The organism is Pseudomonas sp. P7758, from assembly GCF_013386485.1.
Taxonomy (GTDB): Bacteria; Pseudomonadota; Gammaproteobacteria; order Pseudomonadales; family Pseudomonadaceae; genus Aquipseudomonas.
Genome location: NZ_JACARS010000271.1, coordinates 1 through 482 on the forward strand (window position 1 = coordinate 1; position 482 = coordinate 482).

The 482-nt window shown below is 60.2% G+C and carries 1 protein-coding gene and 1 pseudogene; one reads left to right on the forward strand and one right to left on the reverse strand.

All coding sequences use genetic code 11. The features are described 5' to 3' along the window. Nucleotides 1–195: pseudogene (locus HX873_RS31420) on the forward strand (RNA pseudouridine synthase); the annotation flags it as partial. 94 nt (nt 196–289) lie between these two features. Here HX873_RS31420 and HX873_RS31425 read toward each other — a convergent pair. Beyond that, nucleotides 290–482 (reverse strand): TonB-dependent receptor (locus HX873_RS31425; protein ID WP_177123858.1); only part of this gene is annotated, 193 nt, incomplete at its 5' end.

Genomic DNA, 482 nt, shown 5'->3' on the forward strand with positions numbered 1-482 from the left:
CCGATCACCGGCCGCTCCCATCAACTGCGCGTGCATATGCTGTCCATCGGGCATCCGTTGCTGGGCGATGGCTTGTACGCCCACGAACAGGCCTTGGCTGCCTGGCCACGTCTGTGCCTGCACGCCAGCATGCTGAGCTTCACCCATCCCCAGAGCGGCGAGCGTCTGCGCTTCGAGTGCCCCGCGCCGTTTTAACCTGTAAACGCAATTAAAATGTGGGAGCGGGCTTGCTCGCGAATGCGGTGGATCAGTTAGCCCATTCGGCGACTGACACACGTGTTGCGTTCAGTTAGAAGGTGTAGTCCGCCGTCACGAAGAACGAGCGCGGCTCGCCCAGGATCCATTGCTGGCCGTCGTTGTATTGGCTGACGGCGTAAGTGCGGTCGAACAGGTTATTCAATTGCAGGCCCAATGTCGTGTTGCGCATGGCTTTCCATGAAACGCTGGCGTCGACCACGGTGTAGCTCGGCACTTCGCTGGTG